The organism is Parabacteroides sp. KHUB-02, assembly GCF_056640955.1.
Window position 1 is genome coordinate 1,343,074 of sequence record NZ_JBWQEV010000001.1, and the last position, 25,895, is coordinate 1,368,968.

Here is a 25,895-nt window from a genome sequence, read left to right on the forward strand (position 1 = left end):
TTATGGCAGACGACAGTTACAAGACCATCAAGCAAGTAGCCGAGGGATATTATACCGAGAAGCGCAGCCGCTTTATCTCGTATGCTATCCCCGTGCGTACGGTGGAAGAGGTGAAGGAGCAACTGGAGAAATACCGTAAACAATATTATGATGCCCGCCATGTATGCTGGGCGTATATGTTAGGTCCAGAGCGGCAGACGTTCCGGGCCAACGATGACGGGGAGCCTTCTTCCACGGCCGGGAAACCGATCCTCGGACAGATCAACTCGAATGAGCTGACCGATTTATTGATTGTCGTAGTACGTTACTTTGGTGGAATCGAGTTAGGAACCAGCGGGCTGATCGTCGCTTATCGCACGGCCGCCGCCGAGGCTATCGCCGCCGCCGAGATCGAGGAACGTACGGTAGACGAGGACATCACGGTCGTTTTCGAATACCCATACCTGAACGGGATCATGCGTATCGTAAAAGAGGATAACCCCGCTATCATCTCACAAAAGTTCGAGATGGATTGCGAGATGACGCTTCGTATCCGTAAAGGAGAGGCTGAACGCCTCAAAAATCGTTTGTTAAAGGTTGAGACCGCTTATCTAAAAGAGTAGCAAGCGATCAACTAATTCAATTTTCAATTGTTTTTTGTAGAGACAAGGCTCATGAGGAACCCTGCCCCTGCATTTTATTGTGTAAATATTAATATAGTTTTATCTGAATGAAAAAAGTTCTTTTATTCTCTCTTTTTCTAGTGTTGGGTTTGGTCGTGTCGCAAATGCTTCCCGCTATGGTGGGGGAACAGTATTCGCTGGTAAAGACGATCTCTAATACATTTTTGTTTATTTGCCTTGCGTTTATCATGATTAATGTGGGGCGTGAGTTCGAGATTGATAAGACCCGGTGGAAGTCTTATACCGAAGATTATTTCATAGCGATGGCTACGGCTGCGTTTCCGTGGATATTCGTGGCTTTATATTATATGTTTGTCTTGCTTCCGGGCGATTTATGGGGAAGTTGGGACGCTTGGAAGGAGAACCTGTTGCTAAGCCGGTTCGCTGCTCCTACCTCGGCGGGTATCTTGTTTACGATGTTGGCCGCCGCCGGGCTAAAAGCCTCTTGGGTGTATAAGAAGGTACAGGTATTGGCGATCTTCGATGACTTGGACACGATCCTGTTGATGATCCCGTTGCAAATCATGATGATCGGCTTGCGCTGGCAATTGGGAGTCATTATTCTGGTTGTGGTATTGCTCTTGATTCTGGGCTGGAAGAAAATGGGATATTATAATGTACGTCAAGACTGGAAAGCCATCTTGTTCTATGCCGTCGTGACGTTTGGTATCACGCAAGTGATTTATCTGGTATCGAAACATATGTACGGGGAGGAGGCTAGCATCCATATCGAGGTACTTTTACCTGCGTTTGTCGTAGGTATGATCATGCGGCATAAGCATATCGATACCAAGATCGAGCATCAAGTGTCCGATTTTATCTCTTATCTCTTTATGTTCCTTGTCGGAGTGAGCATGCCGGTGTTTATGGGTGTGGATTTCGCTCAGCAAGCGGCGGAAGTAACTACGGTGACAGGCGCACAGCCGATGATGTCATGGTCGATGATCGCTTTACACGTCGTAATCGTCTCATTCTTATCCAATATCGGTAAACTATTTCCTTTGTTTTTCTACCGTGACCGGATGAAACGGGAGCGTTTGGCGCTGTCTATCGGTATGTTTACCCGTGGAGAGGTAGGAGCCGGCGTTATTTTCATAGCCTTGGGATATGGATTAGGTGGCCCTATGTTGATAATTTCTGTGTTAACTATTGTGTTTAATTTAATTTTAACTGGTATCTTTGTCATCTGGGTAGAGAAACTCACACGCAGCGCTTATAACCTGGAGCAAGCAGGAAAAGCCAAAGCTGTCAATTAATAGAAAAAACACTTGAAGGTATTTCAAGATGATATCCCGTTTCCCTCTTGGGAGGGAACGGGAATAGTCATAGTACGATCAATTGTTGAAGACCTTCATCTAACTTATTATTTATGGACCGTACGATTAATGTTATCCTTAAACCGTTGCGTCGCTTCGCTATACAGAAGCCGAACGCTAGTCTTTTATTGTTTGCCGCTACCATCATCGCTATGGTCTTGGCCAATTCGCCTTGGGCAGATAGGTATCACCAGTTATTAGCTTTTCCAATCGATCTGCAAGCCGGGCAGTTTAACTTCTTTGCGCATCATGGCGAGACCATGTCTATGCTGGCTTTCGTGAACGACGCCCTTATGGCGGTTTTCTTTTTCGTGATCGGTCTGGAGATCAAGCAAGAGGTATTGATCGGTGAGTTGAGTTCCGTGCGGAAGGCGCTATTGCCTATTATCGCCGCCTGTGGTGGAATGATCGTGCCGGTCTTATTTTATATGTTAGTATGTAATACGCCTCCCGAGGTAAACGGGGCGGCTATTCCGATGGCTACGGATATCGCTTTCGCCTTGGCCGTATTGGGCTTGTTGGGGAAGCGGGTGCCGTTGAGCATGCGTATCTTCTTGACCGCCTTGGCTGTGGTGGATGATATTGGAGGTATCATAATTATCGCCCTGTTTTATAGCGGGCATATCGCTTTCGAGCCTTTGTTGATATCCCTGATAGTCCTCGCTTTGTTGTATGTGGGAGGAAAGTTCCGGGTACATAACCGATTGTTTTTCTATATCGGTGGCTTTATCGTTTGGCTGCTATTTCTGGAGTCAGGAATCCATCCGACAATCGCCGGCGTGTTGATCGCCTTTACGGTTCCAGCCCGTCCGGTTGTTAAGCTAGATGATTTCACGTGTGATATGACCGGGTATTTGAATATGCTGGACTATACCGAGGTTCGTCAGTCCCGTAAAGCGGAAGTGCTTACGCCTACACAAATTCAGGTATTGAATAACATCCATACGTTGGCGGATAAAACGATCAGTCCGTTGCAGACCATCGCTGATAAGTTGCATCCTTTGGTAAACTATGTGATACTTCCTTTATTCGCTTTCGTGAATGCCGGTGTGACATTCGGGGATATCCAACCCCAGACATTAGTTAATGTACCGTTGGCGGTGTTCGTGGGCCTATTTGTAGGAAAGACATTAGGTATATTCTCTTTCTCTTACTTGTTCGCATGTACGCCATTTGCCTCCATGCCTACAGGCATGAGCAAGCGTAATTTATTTGGAGTATCCATGTTGGGAGGAATCGGTTTCACGGTCGCTTTGTTTATAGCGAATCTTTCCTTTGACGGCAGTACGGCGGCGGGTGCCGATCTCTTGAATCAGGCGAAGCTGGGTGTATTCACGGGATCGTTTATATCCGGTCTTTGCGGTTATCTGGTATTGAAATGGGTTTTACCTAAAGAAAAAGTGGAAACGATCTAAATAAAAAGGCAGTCCTGCAAAGGACTGCCTTTTACATTATATTATGCCGTAACTAAAGTTTCGTGAGATCTTGTTGCCATGTAATATATGATTTGATAATTGAGCACGCCTTCTTAAACCTCTTTGGATTTGTTGAATAGCGAGCCGATCCATAATAACAAAATAGCTCCGACCGTAGAGGTTATCAAGCTTCCTAAGATACCACCGGCCGATATGCCTAGTAAGCTGAATACCCAGCCACCCAATACACCTCCAATAATACCTAGGATCAAATTAACAATGACCCCGAAACCTCCTCCACGCATGATCTTACCAGCCAGATAGCCGGCAACGATACCGATGATAATAGACCAAATAAATCCCATAACGAATAGTTTTATATTTTATTAAAAAGTTCTGATGCTTTGTATTTAAACACATCCGAAAAGTCTTTAGTTGCGCTTTGTACCTCTTTTTAACGAATCATTCCAAAAGATCTAGCGAATCGATGAAGGATTTATAGACGGGATGGTTCAATTGAAAGACAATCGCTTCGAAAGGACGGAGCGTGATATCTTTTTGAGGCGCCATATGACTTCGGTCCCCGTAATTGTCCAATAGGACGTGTGCGTTACTCATATCTATCCCCGGAGTGGAGATTGCCGCCTTGGGGGAGAAATTGAGCATAATCAGATAAGTGTCGGCCCCAGTCTTGCGTAAGAAGGTATAGGATTGGGGATTCTCCGCATCCAGCAAATGATAACTGCCATAAATCAAACTCGGATTCTCCTTACGGAAACTGACTACTTTCTTAAAATAATTAAGTATGGAGGTCGGATCTTTTTCTTCGTCCGCTACGTTTATCCAAGTATAATCCGGATTTACCTTTAACCAAGGGGTTCCTGCCGTAAATCCCGCTTCCGGCGAGCGATCCCATTGGAAAGGAGTGCGGGCGTTGTCTCGTCCGGTCTCTTTCTGTTCGTCCAATACCGCCTGCGGATCTTTACCCTCTGCTTTCGCTTTCTTATAGCGGTTGATCGTATCGATATCGTTATAATCCTCGATATGGTCGAACCGAATGTTACGCATACCTATCTCGTCCCCGGCGAACCAATAAGGCGTTCCTCTCATCGTAAGCAGAAAAGTAATAAGCATCTTAGCGGACAAGGCCCTGAACTCATCCTTATCGCTACCAAAGCGACTGACCATACGGGGCTGGTCATGATTACCCAAGTAGATCGAGGGCCAACCCTTATCTACCGCCTTATCCCATTCCGTAAACATCTTCTTTAGGGCGATCAAGCTATAGTCTATACCGGATTCCGGATTGTCCGGTAGGGTTGTATTCCGGATACGGGCGGCGTCGAAATGATAAAGCATATTCAACTCTTCCCGGGCCGGATCGACAAATTTAGCGACATCATCTACCATCACGGCCGAACCTTCTCCAACACTCATACAATCGTATTTGCTTAATACCTGCCGATTCATCTCGTGAAGATAGAGGTGTAGGCGAGGCTCTTTGGCATAGAAAGAAAAGATATCCGGATATTTCTTGGAATCTATGAGAGGGAATGAGGGATCTTTGGCGATAAGAGAGATGGAATCCATGCGAAAACCGTCTATCCCTTTATCGAACCAGAAGCGCATCATATCGAAAATCTCTTGGCGTACCTCTGGGTTCTCCCAATTTAAGTCGGGTTGTTTCCGGGAGAAATAATGCAGGTAATACGAGTCGGTTGGCTTGTTATACGTCCAAGCGTTGCCTTCCTCGTCGAAATAGCTGAGGCGCAAGGGAGGCTCACCTTTCTCGGCCGGCCACCAATGGTAATAATTATAATAGGGATTATGTCTGGATTTACGGGCTTCCTCGAACCAAGGATGCTCGTCGCTGGTATGGTTTACTACCAAGTCCAGTACCAGTCGCATCTCCCGTTTATGAATCTCTTTCAGGAGGCGGTCGAAATCTTCCATCGTACCGAATTCTCTCATGATTTCCCGATAGTCGCTGATGTCGTAACCATTATCATCGTTGGGAGAGAGAAAGATCGGGTTTAACCAGATGATATCCACACCCAAGCTTTGTATATAATCCAAGCGGGAGGTGATACCGTTTAAGTCACCGATTCCGTCGTCATCGCTGTCCTGAAAGCTACGGGGATAGATTTGGTATATAATCGCTTCTTTCCACCAAGTCTTTTGAATGTCCTCTTGACCGGACGTACTCTCTGTAACATGCTTTGAATCCATTTTATTATTCTTTAGTTTTTTACTATAACAAAAGGATGTGGTGGTTAGTTTCAGCAACTTATGACGCTTGGGAAGTGTTGTTTTATCAATAAATAGAAGAAACATATGGAAAATGGAGTAATGATGCAGTATTTCGAATGGAATCTGCCGAACGATGGAATGCTGTGGAAACGGCTGAAGGATGATGCCTCGCATTTACATGAGATCGGGATCAGCGCCGTATGGATTCCACCCGCGTACAAAGGCCATGAGCAAGCGGACGAGGGGTATGGAACCTATGATCTATATGATTTGGGGGAGTTCGACCAAAAAGGGACCATACGCACCAAGTATGGAACTAAACAGGAACTTCAAGAAATGATCGAGGAACTTCACCGGAACCAGATTGGCGTATATCTGGATGCCGTGATGAACCATAAGGCGGGAGCCGATTATACCGAGTGGTTTATGGCGCAAGAGGTAGATCCTGGGCAACGGGAAAACGCTACCAGCGAACCCCATGAGATAGAGGGCTGGACCGGCTTCGACTTCCCGGGGCGTGGCAATATGTATTCTAATTTTAAATGGCATTGGTTTCATTTCTCCGGGACGGACTATGATGTATCCCGCAAGAAGGAAGGTATATTCCAGATTCTGGGAGAGGGAAAACATTGGAGTGAGGGAGTCGATGATGAGAATGGAAATTACGACTATCTCATGTTCGCCGATCTGGATTTCGATAACCCTGAAGTCGTGCGTGAGATGCAGGAATGGGGGATCTGGGTATCGAACGAACTAAACTTGGACGGTATGCGACTCGATGCGATCAAGCATATGAACGACCAGTTTATCAAGCATTTTCTGGAGGCGGTGAGAGCGGATCGGGGAGAGGGCTTCTACGCTGTCGGGGAATATTGGAAAAACGATACCGAATCGTTGGAGGCTTACCTGTCGCAAGTAGAATATAACGTGGATTTGTTTGACGTAGCCTTACATTATAACTTGAATGAGGCTTCCGAGAAAGGTCGTGACTATGATTTACGCGATCTATTAAAAGGGACCTTGGTCGAGATATGCCCGGATCAAGCCGTCACCTTCGTGGATAACCATGATTCCCAGAAAAACAGTTCTTTGGAGTCGCAGGTGAAGGATTGGTTCAAACCTTCCGCCTACGGTTTGATCCTGTTGATGAAGAAAGGGTATCCGTGTATCTTTTATGGGGATTATTATGGCGTAAAAGGGAAGAAATCTCCCCATCGTAAGGTATTGGATATGCTATTGCGTGCCCGGAAAGAATATGCGTACGGGGAAGAGGTGGATTATTTTGATCATCCGAACACGATTGGCTTCGTACGCTTGGGAGATCCGAGACATGCTGATTCGGGCTTGGCGGTGGTTATCTCGAACGGGGAAGATGGAGAGAAAACAATGTCTGTGGGGGAGAACCGGAAAGGCGAGGTATGGCATGAGATCACAGGCTCGGTAAAAGATACCGTGACGATTGATGAGGAAGGGAAAGGCCGTTTCCTTGTCAAGGGAGGCAAATTGGCTGTTTGGGTCAAGGTCAAGGCTTAACGGATGCTTTACTTGACCTCGAATTGTATTTTCTTCTGGTTCCCCTCGTTGTCGATGAGGGTAAGGAGATGTTTTCCTTGGCTCACGGAGCAACTGATCTGGTGATTCTCGGTGGTCTCTCCCAGATAGCTTTCGTCCAGATGCCAGTAAATCGTAGCGTCACGGCGGGCGTGGGCGGCCTTGAAGATAAATTTCTCGGACTTTCCGGAGAAGCCTTTCGGAAGGTAGAGAATGGCGTTATGCTCGGGATAGATCAGTTCGATCTGGCGGTTCAGGTCTTGCCCGCAGCCGGGTTTTACCGGAGGGAGCGGGATATAATCGATGTGATAGTTGCGGTAGTAATACTCCTGCGCGGGAGGAAGCACGAACCACGGGCGGCTGATCATCCGGTCGACAGACTCGCAGGAACTATTGACCCTGTACCGTCCGTCCGCCGATAGATGCACGAGCTTATGGTAGGGGCAAATCCCCGTGTTATTGCCGGACAGCGGCATGTATAAGGTGTCCGTTTGCTCGCAGTAGGGCGAGGCTTTATGCCCGCTGTTCCGGCAGATCGCCATGGGAAGCGTCTCATCGTAGGGCAGGTCGAACCATTCGCCACCGGGCAATAGGGAAAAGAGATCGAAAAGGACCGGGGCGGCGTTGCCGACACCCGTAAGTCCCGGACGGCCCTCGCCGGAAGCGTTACCTGCCCATACGCCGACGACGTAGCGGGGAGTCATGCCGATCGCCCAAGCGTCTCGTCCCCCGTAACTCGTCCCGGTCTTCCATGCGATCCGTTTCATCGACTCGAATTGTTGCCAGTCGGCCTCTTCCTCGGGACGGTTCAGTGCGGACATCGCCTCGAACGTGTACCACAGGGCCGCGGAGGAAAGGAGAGCCTTATCGGTGAGCCGGCTATCGGTAAGGGAACGGATGGGTTCCTTCCTCTCCGCCGGAAAGGGAGTCAGCGGATGGATATCCGCGGGATTATAGCGTCCGTTGTAAGTACGGTAATGTTTAAGCACACGAGACATGGAGGCATACATACCGGAAAGATCCCATAAGGTTCCCTCGGCCCCTCCCAAGATCAAGGAGGCCCCGTAATGTTCCTCGGAGAAACGTAAGGTAGTCATTCCCCACGATTTCAGTAAAGACATAAAGCGTCCGGTATTATACTGGGAGAGCATACGTACCAAGGGCACGTTCAAGGAGCGCTCTATGGCTACATGGGCCGGTACCGCCCCGTAGAATGTCTTGTTGTAATTATGGGGGGAGAAGCCGTTTATATTCAAGGGCACGTCCGATACCAGCATGGAGGGGAGCAACAGCCCGTCGTGCAGCATACCGGCATACAGGAAGGGCTTGAGAATACTTCCCGTGCTGCGGGGCGAGGTGATGATGTCCACTTGGTTCCCTCGCCGCTCGTCGGCCGGATAGGTAGCGTTTCCGGCGTAGGCCAATACCTCCCCGGTCTCCACGTCCGCTACGATCGCCGCCAGATTATAGATATGGTTGGAACTGTATTCACGGGCATAACGGTTTACGAGGGCCTGTGTCTGTCGTTGCAGGGCTTGGCGGACGGAGGTTTGGATGCGTTGTCCCGGTTGTTCCGCAGCCAGTCTTTCTAACAGGTGAGGGGCATCATTAGGTAAAGGGAGAGGGGCTTCGGGAAGTGGCTCCATGCAGGCCAGCTCGTATTCGGTCTCCTCCAATACACCTTTCTTTTGAAGGGAAGCCAATAAGCGATCCCGCTTCTCCTTCAGTTGTTTCCGGTTTCTCCCGGGGTGGATCAAGGCGGGGGAGTTGGGAAGGACGGCCAGCGTAGCGCTCTCGGCCCACGATAGCTCGGAGGCGCTTCGCCCGAAATAACGCCATGCGGCGGTCTCCAGCCCGATCACGTTTCCCCCGAAGGGAGCGTGCGAGGCATAGAGGTTCAGTATCTCTTGTTTGCTATAGGTGGTTTCTAGAAAGAGCGCCCAGCACATCTCGATCGTTTTCTCGTAGAAGGTCCGGTTTTGGTTCCCTCTCGCTATGCGTGCCAATTGCATGGTCAAGGTACTTCCTCCGCTCACCACACGCCCCGCTTTCCCGTTCAAGCGGATCGCCCGGAAGATGGCGGCGGGGTCTATACCGGGATGGTAAAAGAACCGTTTATCCTCATACGTGAGCAAGCAATCCACGAATTTATCAGGCAAGCTATCCGCCGCCGGGAAACGCCATTGCCCGTCCGGTGCGATACGTGCGCCTAAAAGCTCGCCCTCGGCCGAATATAATAAGGTAGAGCAGGGGGCGGGAAATAATTGCCGGGGCACGATGCCATACAGGATACACCACGCCGTCACGCCGATCCCCAAGAGGGATGCGAGGAGGCGCCATGGCACTCGTCCCGGCCTCGGTAGTAGCGACTTGGATAGATGGCTGAGGCATCTGCCAGTACTCCGTAGGAAGTACTGTAGTACTGTGCGCAAAGTACTGCGGTACTCCTTAAGAAGTACTGCGGTACTGTCCGGCTGAGTATTGCGGTACTTTATAAAGAGTACTGCCTCAATCATACCAATTGACACTCTCCTCATAATGATCGAACCTTAGCTCTTCCGTCACTCCGACCCTTCGCAAGGCGTTTAGCACGATCCTTTGCTCTTTAGGTGAGAGTGGAAATTCGCCCCTTCGCCGCTCGAAGTAGGGGTTACGTCCGAAATGGGACATGAGTATCGACATGAATTGCTGGTATTGCGCCGGGAACATCCGGCTCTGCATCCCGGTGAAGCCCCGTGCGTAGGTGACGGGAGCGGAGTCTCGGAAGTAGGGGCAAGCCTCATCCCGGGTACAGAGGGTGGGGTTCAGCAGCCGTAATACGGTTGCCGGTTGTTCGATGAGCGGTTGGTAGGCGATCTGGTGCAGGCACTTTCCGGCCCGAGGGCAATCTTGTTGCTGGCAGACGGCGTAGTCGATGGGGATTTCCTTGTGTAGTTTCTTGGGCATGATCTTGTTATTTTATGTATTATCGGGATTGAAATCTGTCGGGAACAAGGTCTCGCTATCGAAACGGTCAAAATCCGATTGGAAGAGACGGTCTTGAATGACCCGATACTTCTCGAACTCGGCTTCTGCGAAAGCTTTGGCTAATTCGGTTGTCACCTTGCCGGCGTTGGTCAATAAGTCATTACCTCCGGCTTCGAGTATCAGGTCGATACGTTTTGCCCAGTCTTCCATGGTCATGGGTATATGTCGTTTAGCCATCCGCTCTGCCATATCTAGAACTGCGTTGACTAAATGTCCCATGTCGTCCAACTCCATCTCGTTAAGGTAGTTCTTGGCAATGGCCACATCTGTTTTTACGATCTTCCCTTTAGGCGCATTTTCCCATGTGGTCAGTCCCATATGTTCTTTTTCCGAGTTGGCTCGGTTCACGATTAACTCGGCGGCGGTATGACCGTGTACGGCATAATGTATCTTATTTTGTACCTTTTGGAAAAAGAGGCGGGTGGTTGGTGCGTCACGATTATAGTCAATAGCGGTAGCATAGATATCGGTCAACTTTTGGTAAAAGTGACGCTCGCTTAACCGTATCTCCCGTATCTCGGCTAGTAGATGTTCAAAATAATCTTCACCGATGAAAGAGCCGTTCTCCATACGCTTCTTGTCTATCACATAACCACGGATAGCGAATTGCCGGATGACCGATGTGCACCATTGGCGAAATTGTGTAGCACGAACGCTGTTTACACGATAACCGACAGAAATGATCGCATCAAGGTTATAAAACAATGTTTTTCGGGATACTTGCCGTCCGCCCTCGGTTTGAACAACCGAGAAAAACTCGGTAGTTGAATCTTTCCGTAATTCACCGGATGTAAAGATGTTCTTTAGGTGTAATCCGATATTGTCTGTAGAGCAGTCAAACAGGGTAGACATCGCTTTCTGCGTGCACCAGATGGTTTCGTCATGATACATTACCTGTATGCCATCTTCCTTGCCTTCTAGCATGAAAATAAGGAATTCCGCCGTGCTATTTCGAATTTCGAATTTCTTCGCCATATACTTTTCTTTCCTCTTGTTTAGCGACTCCTGTACTTCTTTGGTGGCATACAGGTCGCTCCATATTTAAGACAAATGTACGAAAAATATCAGTTTGTCTGAAAGTATAGGAGAGAAATCCTTCTATTTATGTACATTTGTGGATTAACCATTTAAACATTCATGTGTATGATACGGTCTATCGGTTTATTCTGCGTACTTTGTCTCTTGTCTATCTTGACAAGTTGTCATACGACAAGCCCTGCGGATCAAGATCTCCCTCCTTATAATCCGAATGTAGAGGCGTTTACTACCGGGAAGATTTCCCGGTATTCTCCCGTTTACCTGATCTTTAATCAAGAGATCCCGGCGGATCGATTAAAGGCGGACCGATTGGGGAAACTCGTGCGCCTCAAGCCCGATGTACCGGGGAAATGGGCTTTCGAGAATAACCGGACGTTGGTATTCAAGCCGGAGAAAGGCTTTGAGCGAAACACCTCTTATCAGGTGAAAGCCGATTTGTCCGAATGGTTTGAGGCACAAGGTAAGGATAAGTGGTTCGCTTTTGGTTTTACCACGCTCCCTTTAGCCCTTCGGGGGAATCTGGAATCGATGGATATCAACAAGAAAAACGAGAATGGGTACGATCTGACCGCCGTGCTTTTTACTCCGGATAAGGAATCTCCGGAGACCGTGGAGTCGTTGGTGGATTTCTCGGAGAAGGTAGACGCTACTTGGCAACACAGCCCGGATGGAAAGAAACATGAGGTGACCTTACTCAATGTCTCCGCCGGGATGGAGGGGGAACGGACACTTAGGCTTTCCGTCTCTTCTAATAAACTAGGCGTGGAAAAGGCCGATGTCGTGACAGTGAGCGTTCCGGATCAGAATGATTTCTCGGTGTACGACGTGACGTATGTGTCCGAGCCGGAGCGTTACGTGGAGGTCGCTTTCACGAAGTTATTGGATGTGGGCCAGGATATGAGAGGCTTGGCCTTTATCGCCGAGAATACGTCGGAGACCGTAACCGTGGACGGAAACAAGCTACGCCTATATCCGGATGCCGATTTGTGGCAAAAGGGCGTGATGAATATCCACCTGAACCAAGGCATCCGCAGCAAGAGCGGCTTGAACCTGAAAGAGGCTGTCGTGCGTCAAATAATCCTAGATGAGCAGAAACCCGGCGTCCGTTTTATCGGGAAAGGAGTGATCATCCCGCAATCCACGCAATTATCCGTTCCTTTCCAAGCGATTTATTTGCGAGGGGTTACGGTGAGCGTTATCAAGATATTGGAGCAGAATATCGGTCAGTTCCTGCAATCGAACAACTTGGATGAGTCCGGGGAGCTGATGCGTGTCGGACGCTTGATCGCCCGTAAGACGATCTTCTTGGATGAGGAGGGTCTTGACCTGTCCCGGTGGAATACGTTTGCGGTCGATTTAAAGCGGTTGATCGAGCCGGAACCGGGTGCTATCTACCGTCTGGAGCTTTCGTTTGACCGGCCTTTGTCGGCCTATCCTTGCGGGAATGATACGTTGAAGATCTCGAAGGAGCAGATCTTGGCCTCGGACGAGATCCGTTTCAAGGAAGAGTCCGCCCGTTTTGACGAGGGAGCGTATTATTACCGTCAATACGATTGGTCTAGTTATAATTGGAAAGAATGGAACGATCCTTGCTCGGATAGTTATTACTTTAATAAGGTAGAGGGAAAGAATATCTTGGCTACCAATTTGGGACTGGTCGCCTTGATGGGGCAGGATAATGATATGACCGTGTTGGTGCATAATATACAGAATACGGAGCCGGAGCGAGGAGTTACGGTTACCGCCTATAATTACCAACACCAAGCGTTGGCCTCGGGCACGACCGATGATAAGGGACAGGTACGGCTGGATCTCTCCTCGGGACGTCCGTTCTACCTGATCGCCTCACAGGGAACCCAACGTTCCTATCTGCGGGTGGATAACGGATCGGCTCTCTCGCTCAGTTCGTTCGATGTATCGGGCGAGGTAGTCCAGAAAGGGATCAAGGGCTTTATCTATGGTGAGCGAGGCGTATGGCGTCCGGGTGATACGTTGCATCTGGGCTTTATGCTGAACGACCGGGCGAAGCAATTGCCGGCAGAGCATCCGGTGGTGATGGAGCTGTACAACCCGTTAGGGCAAATGTATGCCCGTAAGACGCAGACCCGTGGCGAGCTGGGGCTTTACGCCTTCGATTTCGTTACCGAGGCGGATGCCCCCACGGGTGCGTGGAATGTGAAGGCACAAGTGGGTGGGGTCTCTTTCTCGAAGCGCTTACGCATCGAGTTCATCAAGCCGAACCGCCTGAAGATCGCCTTATCCATGCCGGAGAAGACCTTGTTGCGTGGTGAGCCTATGGATGCCCGCCTGCATGTGGAATGGCTGCAAGGAGCTATCGCCCGTAACTTGAAATATGATATACAAGGTACCTTTATCGCCACCCCGACTACCTTCGAGGGCTATAAGGGTTTCTATTTCGACGATCCTTCCCGTGTATTTAATACGGAAGAGAGCAAGTTGATCTCCGGCGTTACCAATGAGCGGGGCGATGCCACGGTACAAGCCCGCTTCGAGCTGGGTTCTACCGCTCCCGGAATGTTGCTGGCAAACCTAGTGACCCGGGTCTATGAGGAATCCGGCGATTTCAGTATCGACGCGGACCGGATGCTTTACTCGCCTTATCGCCGGTATGCCGGTATCAAATCTCCGCAGAAAGATAAGGAACAACTAAATACCGGAGCCAATTATACCTACGAGGTCGCTTCTGTTGATTATTTAGGGAAACCGCAAGCGAATACGGAATTAGACGTGAAAGTATATAAGGTCTATTGGTATTGGTGGTGGGATTCCAACAGTAGCGGTCTGGCCAATTACGTATCGGATTCCTACAATAAGCCGGTAAAGACATTTACCGTCCGTACGGATGGGGCCGGTCGGGGTACGTTCCAGCTCTCTTTCCCGGATAAGGAGTGGGGAACGTATTTCATTTCCGTGAAAGATAAGGAGAGCAAGCACTCTACGGGAGTGATGAGTTATTTCGACTGGCCTTATAACGAGGGCCGACGTAACACCGATGGCAGCGAGTCCGCCACGATGCTTAGTTTCAAGACCGATAAGGATAGTTATACGCCCGGCGAGAAGATGGTAGTCACCTTCCCCTCTACGAAAGGAAGCCGTGCGATTATCAGTATAGAGAACGGCGTGCGTGTCCTTTCCTTGACGGAACATACGTGCGAGGATAAACAAACGACCGTGAGACTGGATGTGACGAAAGATATGCAGCCGAACGCTTACGTCTATATCACCCTTTTGCAGCCTCATGGCATCACGAAGAACGATTTGCCGATCCGCTTGTATGGCGTGGTCCCGTTCACGGTAACTTCTCCGGAGAGCCATCTGACCCCGGTCATCCAATCTCCCGCCGAGCTGAAACCGGATGCCTCTTATACCGTCTCCGTCTCCGAGAAGAATGGAAAGGAGATGGCTTATACGCTGGCGATCGTGGATGAGGGCTTGCTGGACCTGACCCGTTTCCGTACGCCGGAGCCTTGGAAGGCGTTTAACGCCCGGGAAGCGTTGGGCGTGAATACATGGGATTTGTATAACTACGTGGTTGGCGCTTACGGCGGCCGTATCGAGCAATTGTTCAGTATCGGCGGCGACGATGCGCTGAACAAAGGCCCGAAAGCGATCGTGAACCGCTTCAAGCCCGTGGTGCGATTTGCCGGCCCGTTCTTGCTGAAGAAGGGGAAGACCGCCCGGCATACCTATCAGATGCCGAATTATAACGGGCGTGTCAAGATCATGGTGGTAGCCGGAAACGGGGAGGCTTATGGACATGCCGATAAGAGCGTGATGGTACGTAAGCCCGTAATGCTGCTAGGAACCTTGCCCCGGGTGATCGGCGTGGGCGAGGAGATGGTAGTACCCGCTACGGTATTCGCTACCGAGGATGGCGTAGGAGCCGTGAATGTATCTATCGCTTGCAGCTCGAATATGGAAGTGGTCGGCGAGGCGACGAGGAGCTTGAGCTTCGAGCGGAAAGGGAATCAGCAAGCCTCGTTCCGTATCCGGGTGAAGAAGAACCCGGGTATCGGGAAGGTAACGATAACCGCTACGGGTAAAGGGGATAAATCCGTTTATGAGACGGAACTGGAGATCCGTACGGTACGCCGCCCGCAAGTGAAAGTTACCGCCGCTACCTTGGAGGCCGGCAAGTCTTGGAAAAAGACGGTTGCGATGCCGGGTGCCACGGGTACGAACCAGTTGACCTTAGAAGTGTCGGATATCGCCCCCGTGAACTTATCCTCACGTCTATCTTATTTGTTGGGTTATCCGCACGGATGTCTGGAACAGATCACCTCGAAAGGATTCCCGCAGCTTTATATCTCCTCGTTTACGGATTTGACCCCTCAACAGGCGAAATCCACGGAGGAGGCCGTGAAAGAGGTGATCCGCCGTCTGCGCTCTTACCAGACCGTAGATGGGGCTTTCGCCTATTGGCCGGGTGGAACGAGCAGCAATGGCTGGGGTACGGTTTACGCTACTCATTTCTTGCTGGAGGCCTCGAAGAGAGGTTACTTGGTTCCCGAGGCCATGAAACAAAGCGTATTGAATAATCTACGTCGGGTAGCCCGTAATTGGAAGCCGGTTACCTCTTATTATAAAGATTCGGAAGAGGTTACGCAAGCCTATCGCCTGTATGTATTGGCTTTGGCCGGGTCGCCGGAGATGGGTGCCATGAACCGCTTGAAAGAGATGAAAGACTTGGCCTCCATGAGTCGCTGGTCGCTAGCTTCCGCCTATGCCTTGGTCGGCCGTGAGGATGTCGCTCAAGACTTGATCAGTAAGACGACGGCTCTTCCTTCCGGTTATTCCGAGTATGACGAGACGTTCGGCAGTGATGTCCGGGATCAATCCATCCAGTTAATGACGCTTTGCTTGTTGGATAAAGGCAAGGAGGCCGCTACTTTGGTGGAAGAATTGTCCAAACAGCTTTCTTCGGATGATTGGTTGAGCACACAATCTACGGCATTCGCTTTAGTTGCCTTGTCGGACTACCTAGCTAAATATCGGGTAGACGGGGCCATGGATTTCACGTATGCTTGTGGCGGAAAGGATGGACAGGTGAAAACAGATAAGAATATATGGTCCGAGACCTTATTGGATAAGGCGGGGACCTCGGCGAGCGTCGAGTTGAAGAACACGGGTAAATCTACGCTCTTCGCCCGTATCATAACCGAGGGAATACCGGAGCAGGGAGAGGAAAAAGCGTATGCGAATGGTGTCTCGTTGGCGGTTAGCTATGTGGACTTGAACGGACGTCCGGTCAATGTCGCCCAATTGGAGCAAGGTACGAATTTCTCCGCCGTGGTTACGGTAAAGAACCCTTCGGCCCGGGGATATAATAATTTGGTATTATCGGAGATCTTCCCTGCCGGATGGGAAATACTGAATACCCGTTTCTTGAATGAGTCCGCTACGGACAGCTTGAGCGCCGGAGTGAATTATCAGGATATTCGTGACGACCGTGTTTATAGTTATATAGACCGTCTGCCGGCAGGCAGTCAAGTGACCGTGAAGATCAATCTTTGCGCAGTCTACCCGGGCCGCTTCTACCTGCCTCCGGTGTATTGCGAGGCGATGTACGATTATTTAATCCGTGCGAATACCGCGGGACAAGAAGTTACCGTATTCTAATTTCGTAGGGGGGGCGGGCAGACCCCGCCCTTATATTTTTTCGAAATTTATTGGATTTATAGTTGTATGCTCGAATAAAACCATTACATTCGCAGCATATTTGAGATTGATTTAAGTTAGTATTAGAAAGTATTGGCTCACAACTTGATTTGTTAGGTAAACTTTTTTAGTCGACATACTCAGCTCAATTAACCATTTAATTAAAGTTTACAAAATGAATCTTTACATTTCAAATCTAAGTTACAACATCTCTGATGAGGACTTAAGACAGTTATTTGCTGATTACGGTGAGATTACTTCAGCAAAAGTTATTATGGATAGAGAAACTGGCCGTTCAAGAGGCTTCGGTTTCGTTGAGCTGAGCGATGATGAGCTAGCTAAAAAGGCTATCGAGGAGTTAAACCAAGCAAGTTATGACGGCAAAGTCATCAATATAACAGAAGCCAGACCTAGAGAGGATAGAGGCGACAGAGGTGGTCGTTTCAATAACAACAGAGGTGGCGGCTACGGTTCCAACAGAGGCGGTGGCTATGGCTCTAACAGAGGTGGCGGTTATGGTTCTAACCGGGATGGTGGAAGATATTAATTCTATCTAGATAAAAAGGAAAGAGCGATCAGAGATGGTCGCTCTTTTTTATTTCAAGCGCATAAGCTCGTCCACGGTCTGTCGTGATCTTTAGGTTACTGTTTTCCTCCACTAAAGGCCGTAGCCTTCGGATCAAGGTGTTCAAGGTCTCGTCGGCGTTGATCTTTCCCGGCCATAAGCTCTCGCAGATATCCGAGCGGTTCAAGATATGCGTAGGCGATAGGAAAAACATCTCCATCAAGGCATATTGCTGAGGGGTGAGTTTTAGTTTCTCCTCATTCTCCTTATAGAAGGAGGCGGTCTCGCAAGAAAGGTTCAAATTACCGAAAGAGATGGTCTTTTCCGGATGGATAGGCTGAGGCATTATCAGTTCCTTTCTATAGCGTTTGAGCAATAGGGGCAGGATAGCGGATAAAAAGGCAAGCCCGAGGAATAGGCCGGGCAAAGATTTGTCCGATAGCCCGATAACCGCAAGGGTGGAGCAATTGGCGTACCCTTGGAATGAGATCCCGATATGATCCGTGGCAGTATTGGGGCTGTTCGCTATGGATGATGCCCAGATAATCGTATCGCTGGCGATATAATATTCGTTGAGTTTCTTGTTGGTATTAGCGGGAGCGTTTTCGGTTTGAGGATCTTTATTGAGTACGTGGATCACGATTCCCGTTTTCTTCTTGTCGGGCGTATAACTCAATGCGTCGGAAAAGTCCTTGTTATAACTTTCTATGGATACCGGATTGCCGAAAAGCTTGGATAGATTGGCATAGGTGCGTATGGAATCTTGGCTCATCCATAGGTGGGAGTTTTGCAGGATCGTTTGTTGCAACGCTTGATTCAAGTCTGTCACGATCGTTTTCTTGGCTTCCGTATAACTATGGAAACCGAAGCTGAACGAGAGGATCAGCATTAAGGAGGTACCCAAAACGGATAGATTGGCCGATAGTCGTGTATTCATTATTCGCTAGATTAGAATTAACATAAAAAGAACGCTCGAAGGTACTAAATATTATAGAAGGAAAGTATCCTTTTCGATAGGATTCGGGATGAAATAGACATAAATCCTGCCAAATGACCGGATGTCATGGAAATGTCATGGAAATGTCATGGAAATGTCAGCTACTTATCCGGCGATTATTTACGTTGTTGTTGTCTGTTGCCTCTACTTTTGCCCGAAAACAAATCAAATAAGATACGGATATGAAAAGATTTCTGATGATGATGGCCTTGATAGGGCTTGTGGGAAACTGGAACTCGACGTTGACTGCCCAACTCGTCTCTCCCGATTCATTGTATTTGAACGAGGACTTGCCCGAGATAAACATTGTCGCCGTGAAACCCTTGATAAAGGCGGAGGCGGATAAGACTACTTACAGTATCGCCGAGGACCCGGATTCCCGAACCTATACTTTGCTGGAGATGTTGCGAAAAGTCCCTCTAGTGACCGTGGATGGCGAGGATAACGTGAAGGTAAACGGACAATCCAGTTTTAAGATTTATATGAACGGGCGTCCCTCGAATATGTTCTCTAATAATCCCAAGGAGGTCTTGCGTAGTATCCCCGCCAGCATGATCAAGAAAGTGGAGGTGATAACAGATCCCGGTGCCCGTTACGATGCGGAGGGTGTCAGCGGAATCTTGAATATCGTGACGAAAGGAGCGGAGTTCGAGGGATATAACGCGAGTATAAACACTACGGTGATGAACTTATTTAAGAGTGTCGGTGGTTTCGCTACGCTGAAATATGGCCGATTATCGCTTTCCGGAAATTATACGTTTAGCCAACAATCGTCCGAGAGCGAGTCGGATTATCTCCGTACTCAGTCGGGAGACGGTGCGAAGCTCCGGATGCTCTCGGACGTAGACGTGAAATATCCGGCCCATTATGGAAGTCTGGAAGGCAGTTTCGAGATCGATACATTGAATTTGATCTCCTTGTCCGGAAACTTGAATATCGGAAACAGCAACTCTATTTGGAATAGCCATTATAGCAGGTTTGATAAAGAGGGGGAAGAAATCTATGCTTATAACGAGGATATGAGTAAGAAGAACGAATGGGGTAGTGCCTCCTTAAAAGCGGATTATCAGCGTTTATTCAAACGAAATAAGGAAGAGATGCTAACGCTTTCCTATCAGTACGATTATATCCCGAACGATATTTATAGCGTGTTTCATGATAAGGACAAGATGGGCAATGTCTCGTTACCCCAACTGGAGGCCGATTATACCCGGCAAATCAGTCATGCCCGCACCCATGAGCATACGGCCCAGCTTGATTACGTGAATCCTTTTACAAGTACGCATTCCATCGAGGGCGGTTTGAAGCTGATTCGGCGTAACAGTACGAGCCACGCTACTTCGGAGGTAAAGGAGTTGGGTGAGGGTGTCTGGTTACCCGCTGATTTACAACCTTTGGTGGAATATCGGCATGTGCAGAATATAGGCTCCGCCTATGCGGGATATGGATTTAAGTATGGTAAATGGAGCTTGAACCCGGGCATTCGTATGGAACATACTTGGCAGGACGTGACTTATAAACAAGGCGAAGGCAAGGATTTTAATTATCGTGTAACGGATTGGGTTCCTTCTTGGACCTCCGCTTTCCGCTTGGACGACCGGAATTTGTTTCGCTTGGCTTACAACTTACGTTTACGTCGCCCGAATATCAGCTATTTGAATCCTACGGTGTTCGTGTCTGGGACCTCTATCTCGTATGGAAATCCGGGATTGGTATCGGAGAAACATCATCGTCTTTCGGCGTCATACAGTTATTACGGAACGAAATTGAATGTGCAGGCTTCCGTGCTCTGCACCTTGGGAAAAGGGGTGATTGATGAGTATCTGTTCATTGATTCGGCGAATGTGGTGAATAGTACGTATGATAATCTCGTGGACGTGAAAGCAGCGGGAGGAAACCTTTATCTAAGCTATAATCCTTCGCCCCGGACAAGCGTGTCGCTGAACAGCATGTTGCATTATCTGGATTTACGGGCGCAGGAGGGGAATGAGGTTTACGATACGGATGTGCGTAATTCCGGCTTTTGTGGCTCTGCTTTTGTCGATTTCTCGCAGAAGTTTAAGTACGGGTGGCGTTTTGTCCTGTCGGGTGGATACGTGCGTTCCGAGCCGAATGTGGGGATGGACTCGTACGGCTTTTATTTTTACGGCTTGAGTGTGGTAAAGAGCTTCTTGAAGGATAAATTGACTTGTACGCTGCGGGCGCAAGATTTTCTGGGAGATCATAAGACGATACAGATTAACGAGCGATATCCGGACTTTCATATCCGGCAGACCGAGCGTATGTTTAGCCGTGGTTTCGGCATCGCCATTAGCTACCGGATCGGTGATTTAAAAGCGAGCGTGAAGAAGGCGGGGAGGAGCATAAGGAATGATGATCTGTTGGACGCTAAATAAAGAAGATGGTGTGCCATGATCCACAATATGGCACACCACCTACGGTATCATAACTCATCCAACCATTTCTTGCCGGGCTTTGTGTAAAGCCAAGCTAAGAAGATAGCGGCTAAAATGGTAACAACGAGCATCAACACTGTCAATCCATTTAAATCTTTTATCATGATCATATTATTTTAATATTCTATTTCCAACTCGGGCTAATAGGTAAGTACCTAAAATCCCTATATTTAACATACCCCAATTATTAATGTCGCCGATGTCTTTTGCTAATAGGAGCATTTCTCCTAATACCATCGTCGTAAACATTAATTTAGCCAAGTCAAAAAAGAACTTCCCTAAAGTCTCCCTTCGGACCTTGTCCCGTTCTTTCCTCATTGTCTGTTGTCTCTCCCAATTTCCCATAGTCCCTTGTTTTGGTTAATACTACTGATTATATGTAGGCAAATGTATATATTATCGGCGACCTGCCCAACTTTTTTATGTGGAATCGCTTATTTTCCCTAATTTTGTATCCCTAAAACGGATGAATGTGGAAGAGTATTTGAATCAACTGAATGAGAGCCAGCGGGAAGCGGTGGTTTACAATGAGGGGCCATCCTTGGTCGTGGCCGGGGCTGGCTCCGGTAAGACAAGGGTACTGACCTATAAGATCGCTTATTTATTGCAATTGGGATTGCCTCCCTATAGTATCTTGGCGCTGACCTTTACCAATAAGGCGGCCCGGGAGATGAAAGAGCGTATTGCGGCCATCACCGGTGACCAAACGGCCCGTCGGCTATGGATGGGAACGTTCCATTCCATCTTCTCCCGTATTTTACGGAACGAGGCGGAGCATATCGGTTATCCTTCCAATTTCACGATTTATGACGCCACTGATTCCAAGAGCTTACTGAAATCCATCATCAAGGAAATGCAATTGGACGATAAGGTGTACCGCTTAGGAATGGTGCAGAGCCGGATCTCCAACGCGAAGAACTCCTTGATAACTTATACGGCCTACGAGCAAAATAAAGAGCTCGTGGAAAGCGATATGAATGCCAAGGTCCCCTTGCTCCGGGAAATCTACAAACGTTACCAGAGCCGTTGCCTGCAAGCGGGAGCCATGGATTTCGACGACTTGTTGCTGCAAACCAATATCCTGTTCCGGGATCATCCGGCCGTCTTGGAGAAATACCGGAACTTCTTCCGGTATGTATTGGTGGATGAGTATCAAGATACGAACTTCGCCCAACACTTGATCGTGCAACGGCTTTGCGAGAGACACGGCCATATCTGCGTGGTAGGGGATGACGCCCAGAGCATCTATTCTTTCCGAGGCGCTAATATAGATAATATCCTGCAATTCAAGAATCTTTATACCGGTTGCCGTATCTTCAAGCTGGAACGGAATTACCGTTCCACCCAGAATATCGTGAACGCCGCCAATAGCTTGATCGACAAGAATACACGTCAGATACCCAAAACGGTCTATTCCGAGAAGGAGGCGGGCAGCAAGGTGAGTGTTTTCACCTCGTACTCCGATTATGAGGAGGGCTACACCGTAGCCGCCCGAATCAATGAGATGCACGGGATATTAGGGAAATTCTCGTATGCTGATTTCGCTATCTTGTATCGTACCAACGCCCAGTCCCGTATCTTGGAAGAGGCGTTGCGAAAGCGGGGCATCCCTTACAAGATTTACGGCGGTTTGTCTTTTTACCAGCGGAAAGAGATCAAGGACGTGATCTCTTACTTCCGCCTGATCGTGAACCCGCACGACGAGGAGGCCTTGAAGCGAATCATCAATTATCCCACCCGGGGAATCGGGGATACGACGGTAGGTAAGCTTGTTGGCGCCGCTACCGAATACGGGGTAAGCCTGTGGACCGTGCTTCAAGCCCCCTTGGAATATTCGCTACCGATAAATAATGGTACAGCTAAGAAACTGAGCGATTTCCGTAGTTTGATTGAAGTTTTCATTGAAGAGAATAAAAAACTCTCCGCGGAGGAATTGGCTACCTTGGTGGTGAAGCGTAGCGGCATCGTTTCCGACCTGTTTCAAGACCGTTCCGTAGAGGGCGTGAGCAAGCAAGAGAACTTGCAGGAGTTGCTGAAAGGTATCGCTGAGTTTTGCGAGATCCGGCGTGAGGAGGGCATGGAGCAAGTCGCCATGTCCGACTTCTTGGCGGAGGTATCCTTGCTCACCGATCAAGATAACGATAAAGAGGAAAACTCCGATAAGGTCACGATGATGACCGTACATGCCGCCAAGGGATTGGAATTCACGAATGTTTTCGTGGTAGGCTTGGAGGAAGACCTATTCCCCTCGTCCCTGTCGAAAGATAACCCGAGAGCGGTAGAGGAGGAGCGTCGTTTGTTCTACGTGGCGATTACCCGTGCGGAGCAAAATTGCGTATTGAGCTATGCGAAGAGCCGCTATCGTAATGGGAAGACAGATATGTGTACGCCCAGCCGTTTCTTGAAGGATATAGACGCTAAGTATCTGGATATGCCTTCGGATGCCGGCGCTTCAGATGCATTCGCCTCGGCCCGTGAACGCTATAGGTGGGCGGTTGAGGATGATTTCGTGTCGCCGGTGAAGCAAGCGGCACAGCGTCAAGGGCATCTTACGAAGCTAAAAAACACGATGGAATCGTCCTTTTCGGCGGCTCCAGCCACGGATGCCTCTGTTTTGAGGGTGGGCCAGAAGGTCAATCACGACCGTTTCGGCGATGGCGAGATCGTCTCGATGGAAGGTGAGGGAGGTGATGCGAAAGTGACGGTCGCCTTCAAGAATTTCGGAGAAAGGAGACTTTTGCTTAAGTTTGCCAAACTCAGCGTGTTAGGCTAAGTGCGTTTTTGCTCGAATTCATTTTCGAATGCCGAATCGAACACTGCTTTTTGAAGCTAAGTCGTTGGATTTTAATGATTGGCAGAAAAGGAAAGGTTTATTTTCGAATGGGCTTTCGAACTCACTTTCGCATCATATAAGATATAAATAGATATTATAATAAAAATATAAAGAATAGAGGCAAGATGCCTCCTTTCTTTTTTTTCGATTAAAAAGAGAATGAAAAGAACCCAGAAATACTATAGTGCTTGTGCCCAAGTACTATAGTATTTGTCTACGAACATAGTAGTATTCGCAAGTTAACACAACTGTCTTTTTTCTGCGACATATTCAATGAATTACCCCGATAATAGTTGTAATATCAGAATGTTTTTCTTATATTTGCATGTTAATATGAAATATTGAGATACAGCATGATAGACATCAACAAGATACCCTCGCCTTGCTATGTGATGGAGGAGAATTTACTAAGAAACAACCTATCCTTGATCAAGAGCGTAAAAGAACGTGCGGGAGTGAATATCATATTGGCTTTTAAGGCTTTCGCTTTATGGAAAGCGTTCCCGATCGTACGTGAGTACATTCCTTTTTCGACAGCAAGTTCTAAATTTGAGGCCCAGTTGGCCTTCGAGGAAATGGGAAGTCCGGCGCATACCTATTCCCCGGCTTATACGGAGGCTGATTTCCCGTTGATCTTGAGATACAGTAGTCACGTTACGTTCAACTCGCTCTCTCAGTTCCATCGTTTTTATCCGATGGTGCGGGCGGATGGTAACCAGGTGTCTTGTGGGTTGCGGATCAATCCGGAATACTCGGACGTGGAGACGGACTTGTATAATCCTTGTGCCCCGGGTTCCCGGATGGGGGTGACCGGCGACTTGCTGGGAGACACGTTGCCGGAGGGTATCGAGGGGCTGCATTTCCATACCTTGTGCGAGTCCACTTCCTATGATCTGGAGCGGACGCTGGCCGAGGTGGAGAGGCGTTTTGGCCGTTTCCTGCCTCACGTTAAGTGGCTGAATATGGGAGGTGGTCATTTGATGACCCGTAAGGATTACGACGTGGAGCATTTAATCGCTTTGCTGAAAGGCTTTAAGGAGAGATATCCGAACTTGGAGTTGATCATGGAGCCGGGTAGCGCCTTCGCTTGGCAGACCGGGTTCTTGCTGACAACCGTGGTGGATATCGTGGAGAACCACGGTATCAAGACGGCAATTATCGACGCCTCGTTCACCTGCCATATGCCGGATTGCTTGGAGATGCCCTACAAACCGGCTATCCGTTTCGCCACGGATGCCGTGGAGGGGAAACCTACGTACCGGATCGGGGGGAATAGCTGTTTAAGCGGTGATTATATGGGGGATTGGTCGTTCGATAAGCCTTTGGCGATCGGCGACAAGCTGATTTTCGAGGATATGATCCACTACACGATCGTGAAGACGAATATGTTCAACGGCATACCGCACCCTTCTTTGGCCCTTTGGAGCAAGGATAACCAGCTGGTGATGTACCGTACGTTCGGCTATGAGGATTATAAGAACAGGATGGATTAAAAACAAGCAAAGGGAGGAATATGACCATGACAGCGAATGAGTTGAAATATACATACATGGAGGAAGCCATGAGTATCTTGGATAATGAGGAGCTTATGCGTAAGGCTTTATCGCTCTTGCGGAACTTAAAAGAGAAGACCTTCTCGCCTGCCAAGCGAAGCGAGCGGGAGGTGCTGGAAGAGGCTTTCCAGAGCGTAAAAGACTTGAAGGCGGGAAAAATAACCTCTCGCCCATTGGAGGATCTATTGAATGAGTTATAAGATTGAGGCACTACCGCCCTTCGCTAAGGAGGTGAAATATTTGGCGAAACGATATAAGTCGTTGAAAGAAGATATCCTAAGGTTGAGGGACGAACTGCTGGAGAACCCTTTGTCGGGAACGGATTTGGGAGGTGGCCTCCGTAAGGTCCGGATGTCCATCCGTTCGAAATCACAGGGCAAGAGAGGGGGAGCTCGGGTGATAACTTTTACGGTACTTGTCAGCGTTGATGAAGGAACAATTTATCTTGTGACGATGTATGATAAGAGCGAGATTGAGTCTATGTCCGTTAAGGAGATCCGGAAACTACTTGATAAGTGTGATTTGAAGTAAATAAAAACAGAAACAAAATAAA

General features: G+C 48.6%; 18 protein-coding genes. 11 read left to right on the plus strand and 7 right to left on the minus strand.

Annotated features, from left to right (window positions below; genetic code table 11):
- Positions 1-2: 2 nt before the first annotated feature.
- From ACYIA1_RS05870 to nhaA, 3 genes are all read left to right on the plus strand, one after another.
- Complete coding sequence (locus ACYIA1_RS05870; protein ID WP_005857285.1) at positions 3-602, plus strand: IMPACT family protein; 600 nt, start codon at positions 3-5, stop codon at positions 600-602.
- Between the two features lie 107 nt (positions 603-709).
- Positions 710-1,918: a cation:proton antiporter family protein gene (locus ACYIA1_RS05875; RefSeq protein WP_005862684.1), complete on the plus strand. Its 1,209-nt coding sequence runs from the start codon at positions 710-712 to the stop codon at positions 1,916-1,918.
- 113 nt (positions 1,919-2,031) lie between these two features.
- On the plus strand, positions 2,032-3,393 hold the full coding sequence (gene nhaA / locus ACYIA1_RS05880) for a Na+/H+ antiporter NhaA (RefSeq protein WP_121962303.1): 1,362 nt from the start codon (positions 2,032-2,034) through the stop codon (positions 3,391-3,393).
- A 113-nt stretch (positions 3,394-3,506) separates the two neighbouring features.
- Here the strand turns inward: nhaA and ACYIA1_RS05885 are convergent, their stop codons facing one another.
- Positions 3,507-3,758, minus strand: a complete 252-nt coding sequence (locus ACYIA1_RS05885) for a GlsB/YeaQ/YmgE family stress response membrane protein (RefSeq protein WP_005857281.1) — start codon at positions 3,756-3,758, stop codon at positions 3,507-3,509.
- A gap of 97 nt (positions 3,759-3,855) precedes the next feature.
- Entirely contained in the window at positions 3,856-5,622 is a 1,767-nt protein-coding gene (locus ACYIA1_RS05890; protein WP_480334685.1) for a glycoside hydrolase family 13 protein, read from the minus strand.
- Between the two features lie 105 nt (positions 5,623-5,727).
- Here ACYIA1_RS05890 and ACYIA1_RS05895 point away from each other — a divergent pair, with 105 nt between their 5' ends.
- Positions 5,728-7,176 carry an alpha-amylase gene (locus ACYIA1_RS05895; RefSeq protein WP_217772254.1) on the plus strand — a complete coding sequence of 483 codons (1,449 nt, stop codon included), beginning with the start codon at positions 5,728-5,730 and terminating at the stop codon, positions 7,174-7,176.
- A gap of 8 nt (positions 7,177-7,184) precedes the next feature.
- Here ACYIA1_RS05895 and pbpC read toward each other — a convergent pair whose 3' ends face one another.
- The 3 genes from pbpC to ACYIA1_RS05910 are packed head-to-tail and all read right to left on the minus strand — an operon-like array spanning position 7,185 to position 11,196.
- Positions 7,185-9,731: a penicillin-binding protein 1C gene (gene pbpC / locus ACYIA1_RS05900; protein WP_480334688.1), complete on the minus strand. Its 2,547-nt coding sequence runs from the start codon at positions 9,729-9,731 to the stop codon at positions 7,185-7,187.
- A complete protein-coding gene (locus ACYIA1_RS05905) occupies positions 9,703-10,140 on the minus strand; it encodes a DUF6078 family protein (RefSeq protein ID WP_122378617.1) in 438 nt (145 codons plus the stop codon). The genes pbpC and ACYIA1_RS05905 overlap by 29 nt, the downstream gene beginning before the upstream one ends.
- A 12-nt stretch (positions 10,141-10,152) precedes the next feature.
- Positions 10,153-11,196, minus strand: coding sequence for a virulence RhuM family protein (locus ACYIA1_RS05910; RefSeq protein WP_288653596.1), 1,044 nt, complete (start codon positions 11,194-11,196; stop codon positions 10,153-10,155).
- A gap of 168 nt (positions 11,197-11,364) precedes the next feature.
- On the opposite strand from ACYIA1_RS05910, the gene ACYIA1_RS05915 reads away from it, so the two are divergent.
- Both ACYIA1_RS05915 and ACYIA1_RS05920 read left to right on the plus strand, forming a co-directional pair.
- Complete coding sequence (locus ACYIA1_RS05915) at positions 11,365-16,899, plus strand: alpha-2-macroglobulin family protein (RefSeq protein ID WP_480334691.1); 5,535 nt, start codon at positions 11,365-11,367, stop codon at positions 16,897-16,899.
- Between the two features lie 214 nt (positions 16,900-17,113).
- The gene (locus ACYIA1_RS05920) at positions 17,114-17,485 is read left to right on the plus strand and encodes an RNA recognition motif domain-containing protein (RefSeq protein ID WP_005862667.1); all 372 of its coding nucleotides are present in this window, start codon (positions 17,114-17,116) and stop codon (positions 17,483-17,485) included.
- A gap of 28 nt (positions 17,486-17,513) precedes the next feature.
- Here the strand turns inward: ACYIA1_RS05920 and ACYIA1_RS05925 are convergent, their stop codons facing one another.
- Complete coding sequence (locus ACYIA1_RS05925) at positions 17,514-18,440, minus strand: helix-turn-helix domain-containing protein (protein WP_048927239.1); 927 nt, start codon at positions 18,438-18,440, stop codon at positions 17,514-17,516.
- A gap of 242 nt (positions 18,441-18,682) precedes the next feature.
- Between ACYIA1_RS05925 and ACYIA1_RS05930 the strand changes: the two genes are divergently transcribed.
- Entirely contained in the window at positions 18,683-20,896 is a 2,214-nt protein-coding gene (locus tag ACYIA1_RS05930; protein ID WP_005862663.1) for an outer membrane beta-barrel family protein, read from the plus strand.
- Positions 20,897-21,067: 171 nt separating this feature from the next.
- Here ACYIA1_RS05930 and ACYIA1_RS05935 read toward each other — a convergent pair whose 3' ends face one another.
- A complete protein-coding gene (locus ACYIA1_RS05935) occupies positions 21,068-21,301 on the minus strand; it encodes a hypothetical protein (protein ID WP_005862659.1) in 234 nt (77 codons plus the stop codon).
- Between the two features lie 121 nt (positions 21,302-21,422).
- Between ACYIA1_RS05935 and ACYIA1_RS05940 the strand changes: the two genes are divergently transcribed.
- From ACYIA1_RS05940 to ACYIA1_RS05955, 4 genes are all read left to right on the plus strand, one after another.
- Positions 21,423-23,729 carry an ATP-dependent helicase gene (locus ACYIA1_RS05940; protein ID WP_480334695.1) on the plus strand — a complete coding sequence of 769 codons (2,307 nt, stop codon included), beginning with the start codon at positions 21,423-21,425 and terminating at the stop codon, positions 23,727-23,729.
- A gap of 413 nt (positions 23,730-24,142) precedes the next feature.
- Positions 24,143-25,282 (plus strand): carboxynorspermidine decarboxylase, encoded by a 1,140-nt coding sequence (gene nspC, locus ACYIA1_RS05945; RefSeq protein ID WP_480334697.1) that lies wholly within the window; start codon positions 24,143-24,145, stop codon positions 25,280-25,282.
- 20 nt (positions 25,283-25,302) lie between these two features.
- Positions 25,303-25,542, plus strand: coding sequence for a hypothetical protein (locus ACYIA1_RS05950; protein WP_005857256.1), 240 nt, complete (start codon positions 25,303-25,305; stop codon positions 25,540-25,542).
- Positions 25,532-25,873, plus strand: a complete 342-nt coding sequence (locus ACYIA1_RS05955; protein WP_005857254.1) for a toxin RelE — start codon at positions 25,532-25,534, stop codon at positions 25,871-25,873. Before ACYIA1_RS05950 ends, ACYIA1_RS05955 begins: the two co-directional genes overlap by 11 nt.
- Positions 25,874-25,895: the final 22 nt, after the last annotated feature.

Coding starts and splice junctions, on each gene's coding strand:
- ACYIA1_RS05905 (WP_122378617.1), bottom strand. CDS start 10,140: ATGCCCAAGAAACTACACAAGGAAATCCCCATCGACTACGCCGTCTGC.
- ACYIA1_RS05930 (WP_005862663.1), top strand. CDS start 18,683: ATGAAAAGATTTCTGATGATGATGGCCTTGATAGGGCTTGTGGGAAAC.
- ACYIA1_RS05920 (WP_005862667.1), top strand. CDS start 17,114: ATGAATCTTTACATTTCAAATCTAAGTTACAACATCTCTGATGAGGAC.
- ACYIA1_RS05950 (WP_005857256.1), top strand. CDS start 25,303: ATGACCATGACAGCGAATGAGTTGAAATATACATACATGGAGGAAGCC.
- ACYIA1_RS05890 (WP_480334685.1), bottom strand. CDS start 5,622: ATGGATTCAAAGCATGTTACAGAGAGTACGTCCGGTCAAGAGGACATT.
- ACYIA1_RS05955 (WP_005857254.1), top strand. CDS start 25,532: ATGAGTTATAAGATTGAGGCACTACCGCCCTTCGCTAAGGAGGTGAAA.
- ACYIA1_RS05915 (WP_480334691.1), top strand. CDS start 11,365: ATGATACGGTCTATCGGTTTATTCTGCGTACTTTGTCTCTTGTCTATC.
- ACYIA1_RS05870 (WP_005857285.1), top strand. CDS start 3: ATGGCAGACGACAGTTACAAGACCATCAAGCAAGTAGCCGAGGGATAT.
- ACYIA1_RS05885 (WP_005857281.1), bottom strand. CDS start 3,758: ATGGGATTTATTTGGTCTATTATCATCGGTATCGTTGCCGGCTATCTG.
- nspC (WP_480334697.1), top strand. CDS start 24,143: ATGATAGACATCAACAAGATACCCTCGCCTTGCTATGTGATGGAGGAG.
- ACYIA1_RS05895 (WP_217772254.1), top strand. CDS start 5,728: ATGGAAAATGGAGTAATGATGCAGTATTTCGAATGGAATCTGCCGAAC.
- ACYIA1_RS05910 (WP_288653596.1), bottom strand. CDS start 11,196: ATGGCGAAGAAATTCGAAATTCGAAATAGCACGGCGGAATTCCTTATT.
- ACYIA1_RS05925 (WP_048927239.1), bottom strand. CDS start 18,440: ATGAATACACGACTATCGGCCAATCTATCCGTTTTGGGTACCTCCTTA.
- ACYIA1_RS05935 (WP_005862659.1), bottom strand. CDS start 21,301: ATGGGAAATTGGGAGAGACAACAGACAATGAGGAAAGAACGGGACAAG.
- nhaA (WP_121962303.1), top strand. CDS start 2,032: ATGGACCGTACGATTAATGTTATCCTTAAACCGTTGCGTCGCTTCGCT.
- ACYIA1_RS05875 (WP_005862684.1), top strand. CDS start 710: ATGAAAAAAGTTCTTTTATTCTCTCTTTTTCTAGTGTTGGGTTTGGTC.
- pbpC (WP_480334688.1), bottom strand. CDS start 9,731: ATGAGGAGAGTGTCAATTGGTATGATTGAGGCAGTACTCTTTATAAAG.
- ACYIA1_RS05940 (WP_480334695.1), top strand. CDS start 21,423: ATGAATGTGGAAGAGTATTTGAATCAACTGAATGAGAGCCAGCGGGAA.